This window comes from Bradyrhizobium sp. P5_C11_2 (genome assembly GCF_054049755.1).
This window is the reverse complement of the sequence record NZ_JBFULT010000554.1, coordinates 1-5,017: the sequence shown is the minus strand read 5'-3', so window position 1 is coordinate 5,017 and position 5,017 is coordinate 1. Positions and strand designations below refer to the sequence as shown.

At 65.9% G+C, this 5,017-nt stretch carries 5 protein-coding genes; 1 reads left to right on the top strand and 4 read right to left on the bottom strand.

What is annotated here, in order from left to right:
- Together ACXJL8_RS33805 and ACXJL8_RS33800 are read right to left on the bottom strand one after the other, a co-directional pair.
- Window positions 1-483 (bottom strand): nucleoside hydrolase-like domain-containing protein (locus ACXJL8_RS33805; RefSeq protein WP_456686353.1); only part of this gene is annotated, 483 nt, incomplete at its 3' end.
- A 31-nt stretch (window positions 484-514) separates the two neighbouring features.
- A complete protein-coding gene (locus ACXJL8_RS33800) occupies window positions 515-1,156 on the bottom strand; it encodes an HAD-IA family hydrolase (protein ID WP_456618870.1) in 642 nt (213 codons plus the stop codon).
- A gap of 64 nt (window positions 1,157-1,220) precedes the next feature.
- Here ACXJL8_RS33800 and ACXJL8_RS33795 point away from each other — a divergent pair, with 64 nt between their 5' ends.
- Entirely contained in the window at window positions 1,221-1,763 is a 543-nt protein-coding gene (locus ACXJL8_RS33795; RefSeq protein WP_456618871.1) for an RNA 2'-phosphotransferase, read from the top strand.
- Between the two features lie 37 nt (window positions 1,764-1,800).
- Here the strand turns inward: ACXJL8_RS33795 and ACXJL8_RS33790 are convergent, their stop codons facing one another.
- Together ACXJL8_RS33790 and uvrA are read right to left on the bottom strand one after the other, a co-directional pair.
- Window positions 1,801-2,364 (bottom strand): DinB family protein, encoded by a 564-nt coding sequence (locus tag ACXJL8_RS33790; RefSeq protein WP_456618872.1) that lies wholly within the window; start codon window positions 2,362-2,364, stop codon window positions 1,801-1,803.
- Between the two features lie 47 nt (window positions 2,365-2,411).
- Window positions 2,412-5,017: excinuclease ABC subunit UvrA (uvrA, locus tag ACXJL8_RS33785; protein WP_456686352.1), on the bottom strand; the 2,606-nt coding region annotated here is incomplete at its 5' end.

Genomic DNA, 5,017 nt, shown 5'->3' with positions numbered 1-5,017 from the left:
TTCCAGCGCATGGCCGCCGAGCCATATGACGACGACGCGGTCGGTGATGTCGGGCGCCTTGAGCAGCGCCGAGGCGACGTTGCTGATGGCGCCGATGGCGAMCACATACAGCGGATGGTCCGGCGACCCCGCGCGGGCACGGGCCACGAGGTCGTCGACGGCGGGTGCCTCACGTGCGGCCTTGGCGGGCCCGACATAGGCGGTGACGCCGCGATGGACCAGGCCTTCCGGCGCGATGTTCAGACGCTCCAGCAGGCGCAGGATTTCCTGATAGCTCAGCTCCATGCCGTGGCCGGGGCTGTCCGCGCGGGTGTTGAAGAACGGCGCGGCGTAGATCGCCTCGACATCGAACCGATCCTTCGACAGCAGCATCTGCACGAGCGCGAACTGGTCGTCGATCTCGTTGTAGGTGTCGAGCACGACGCGGACCCGGCCGACGGGCGGGGCCAGCAGCTTCAGGCGGGCTGATTCCGTGAGCGCCATCACCGTCTCCCTGGATGTGCGGATGCCGGGATCAGGCCTTTAGCGGAATCCGGCAGACCACGTCCGCAATCTCGTCCATCTGCGCGAAGATATGGTCGGGCGCAAGCGCCCGCAGCGCCGCCGGCGCGGCATAGCCCCAGCACACCGCACCGCAGGCAATGCCGACGGCCCGCGCGGCCTCGATGTCGCGGACCTCGTCGCCGATCGCGATCACGCGGCTCGGGTCTACGCCGGCGCGCCGGATCACCCGGCGGAATTTCGCGGGCTTGCCGAACAGCGAGGCCGCGCAATCGAAGTACGAGAACAGCGCGGCGGCCTCGCCCAGCTTCTCGCGCGCATTGGCTTCGCTGTCCGATGTCACCAGCGCCAGCTGCACGCCGTTTTCGGCCAGCGTCCGCAGCATCGCCTCGACGCCCGCGAACAGTGAAATCTCCGCCGCAGCCTCGGCCTTCAGCCGCCGCGCATGCCGCGCGATCGCGGGCAGCTTCCACAGCGGCACCTCGAGCCGGCTGAGGATCTCGCGCGACGTGGCGTGCCGCAGCCCCTCGACATCCTCCTCCGTGACGCGGCGAAAGCCGAAGCGGTCGGCGACGCCGTTGATGGTGCGCAGGAACCACGGGAAGCTGTCGACGAGCGTGCCGTCGAGATCGAAGATGGCGAGGGCGTAGGGCATTGGTTCCTGAAGGTCTGGTCGTCATTCGTAGCCGGATGTACAAGAGCGAAACGGGAATGCAAAGATGCCGGTCGATCAGATTCACCTCAGCAAATTTCTGAGCCTTGTGCTGCGGCATAGGCCCGATGAGATCGGCTTGACGCTTGGCACGGATGGCTGGGCCAATATCGATGAACTCGTTGAAAAAGCCAATGCGACAGGGACGACGTTCGACCGGACCGATCTGCTCAACGTCGTCGCGATGAGCGACAAGAAGCGGTTCTCGGTTTCGGCTGACGGGCGCAACATCCGTGCCGCGCAAGGGCACTCGGTCCCGGTGGCGCTTGGGTTGCCGGCCCAGGAGCCCCCCTCAGTCCTGTATCACGGGACGGCGACGCGGTTTGTTGAAGCGATCCTTTCGGAGGGCTTGAAGCCGCAAGCGCGCCAGCAGGTGCATCTGTCCGCCGACAAGGCGACGGCACAGCGCGTTGGTCAGCGCCACGGCAAGCCGCACATCTTCGAGGTCGACGCAGGCGGCATGCGTGTGAAGGGATTCAAGTTTTACCGTGCAGACAACGGGGTGTGGCTGACCGACCATGTGCCGCCGGAGTTCCTGACCAGCTCATAGACCAGAAACCCTGAACTCGTTCGTTCGTGCTCCGCGTCTAGGAGCTCCACACGGTCTCCTCGGTCCACCCGAGATCGGCGAACTCGCCGGCCCGGAGCGGCGCTTCTCCTTCCGCAAAGAATTCGTCGAGCTGAGGCGGCGCAACTGCCGTTACGGACAGCATGGCGTGCGCCTGTCCGCGATGGTGAATCTGGTGCTGAAAGAGATGCATCAGCAACCGGTCGCGGCGCTCGCTCTGGACCTGGGTGTCGCGGTTGATCTTCACCGCACCGTTGAGGAGCTCGGGCGTCAGTGCATCGCAGATGGCGATCAACCGCTTGTCGATTGCGGCTTGCGCGGGCTTCAGCGCGGCAAGCGAAGGGTAGGGCACTTCGTTCTTCCAGGCGGCAGGTCCGAGCCACCCGCCCTCCAGCGCATCGACATAGAAGAGGTCGATGACATAGATGTGGTTCAGCGTGCGCTGCAGGCTCGGAAAGAAGCCGGTCCGCCCGGCTTCGAAGTCGGCCTGAGACAGCGCGGCGCAGGCGGTGAGCAGCCGATGGTTCGCCCAGGCATTATTGTGGGCGAACGCGCGATAGGTTTGCACAAGTCCGGCAGGCAAATTCGGTCTCCCTCAGGCACATGCGTCGGCACATTCCAGGTGCGAACCTACTCCGCCGCCTCGCTCGTGCTTCGCCGCTTCGGCTTCCGTGCCTTCTTCAGCACCGGCTCCAAAAACTTGCCCGTGTAGCTCCGCGGCGCTTTCGCGATGTCCTCCGGCGGGCCCCAGGCGACGATCTCGCCGCCGCCGTCGCCGCCTTCGGGGCCGAGGTCGATGACCCAGTCGGCGGTCTTGATGACTTCGAGATTGTGCTCGATGACGACGACCGTGTTGCCCTGCGCGACCAGCTCGTGCAGCACTTCCAGCAGCTTCTTGACGTCGTGGAAGTGCAGGCCGGTGGTCGGCTCGTCGAGAATGTAGAGCGTGCGGCCGGTGGCGCGTTTTGACAGCTCTTTCGCGAGCTTGACGCGTTGCGCTTCGCCACCCGAAAGGGTCGTCGCCTGCTGGCCGACATGGATGTAGTCGAGCCCGACGCGGTGCAGGGTCTGGAACGTCTCGCGCACGCGCGGCACGGCCTTGAAGAACTCGGCGGCCTCTTCCACGGTCATGTCGAGCACGTCGGCGATGGACTTGCCCTTGAACAGGACTTCGAGCGTCTCGCGGTTGTAGCGCTTGCCCTTGCAGACGTCGCAGGTGACGTAGACGTCCGGCAGGAAGTGCATCTCGATCTTGATGACGCCGTCGCCCTGACAGGCCTCGCAGCGGCCGCCCTTGACGTTGAAGGAGAAGCGGCCGGGCTCATAGCCGCGCGCCTTCGCTTCCGGGAGCCCGGCAAACCATTCGCGGATCGGCGTGAAGGCGCCGGTGTAGGTCGCGGGATTCGAGCGCGGGGTGCGGCCGATCGGCGACTGGTCGATGTCGATGATCTTGTCGATGTGCTCGAGGCCCTCGATGCGATCGTGCGGCGCGGCGCCTTCGCTGGCATTGTTCAGCTTGCGGGCGATGGCGCGGTAGAGCGTGTCGATCAGGAGCGTCGACTTGCCGCCGCCGGAGACGCCGGTGACGCAGGTGAACAGGCCGAGCGGAATCTCGGCGGTGACGTTCTTGAGATTATTGCCGCGCGCGTTGACCACCTTGATGGTGCGGCGATGGTTCGGCGGGCGCCGCTCCGGCACCTCGACCTCGAGCTCGCCGGTGAGATATCTGCCGGTGAGCGATTTCGGGTTGCGCATGATCTCGGCGGGCGTGCCCTCGGCGACGATGTGGCCGCCATGCATGCCGGCGCCGGGGCCGATGTCGAGCACGTAGTCCGCCAAACGGATCGCGTCCTCGTCGTGCTCGACCACGATCACGGTGTTGCCGAGGTCGCGAAGCCGCTTCAGCGTGTCGAGCAGGCGGGCGTTGTCGCGCTGGTGCAGGCCGATCGAGGGCTCGTCCAGCACGTAGAGCACGCCGGTCAGGCCCGAGCCGATCTGCGAGGCCAGGCGGATGCGCTGGCTCTCGCCGCCCGACAGCGTGCCGGAGGAGCGGGACAGGGTGAGGTAGTTGAGGCCGACGTCGAGCAGGAAGGTGAGGCGCTCGCGGATCTCCTTGAGGATGCGGCCCGCGATCTCGTTCTGCTGCGCGTTCAGCGCCTCCGGCACGGTCTCGAACCAGTCGCCGGCGCGCTTGACCGACAACTCCGAGATCTCGCCGATATGCTTGCCGCCGATCTTGACGCAGAGCGCCTCCGGCTTCAGCCGAAAGCCCTTGCAGGCCTCGCAGGGGACGTCATGGAAATACTTCGCCAGCTCCTCGCGCGCCCACTCGCTCTCGGTCTCGCGATAGCGGCGGTTGATGTTGGTGATGACGCCCTCGAACGGCTTCTTGGTGTCGTAGGAGCGGACGCCGTCCTCGTAGGAGAACTTGATCTCGTCCTCGCCCGAGCCATGGAGGATTGCGTTCTGCGTCTTCTTCGGCAGATCCTTCCATTTGGTGGTCAGCGTGAACTTGTAGTGCTTGCCGAGCGCCGTCAGCGTCTGCACGTAGTAGGGCGACGACGATTTGGCCCAGGGCGCGATCGCGCCCTTGCCGATGGCGAGCTCCTTGTCGGGGATGACGAGGTCTTCGTCGACATGCTGCTCGACGCCKAGGCCGCCGCAGGCGGGGCAGGCGCCGTAGGGATTGTTGAACGAGAACAGTCGCGGCTCGATCTCGGGGATGGTGAAGCCGGAGACCGGGCAGGCGAACTTCTCCGAGAACAGGATGCGCTCGGGCCCGCTCTTGTCGTGGATCTTTGCGGTCTTCTTTTTCTCTTCGGCCGGAGCCGTCGCCGGCGCGTCGGCGAATTCGACGACGGCGAGGCCCTCGGCGAGCTTCAGCGCGGTCTCGAAGCTTTCGGCGAGACGCTGGCCGATGTCGGGCCGCACCACGATGCGGTCGACCACGACGTCGATGTCGTGCGGGAATTTCTTGTCGAGCGTCGGCGCCTCGGCAAGCTCATGGAAGGTGCCGTCGATCTTGACGCGCTGAAAGCCCTTCTTGAGCCATTCAGCGAGCTCCTTCCTGTACTCGCCCTTGCGGCCGTTCACGACCGGCGCGAGCAGATAGAGGCGGGTGCCCTCGGGCAGCGCCAGCACGCGGTCGACCATCTGCGACACGGTCTGGCTCTCGATCGGCAGGCCGGTGGCGGGCGAGTAGGGCACGCCGACGCGCGCCCAGAGCAGCCGCATGT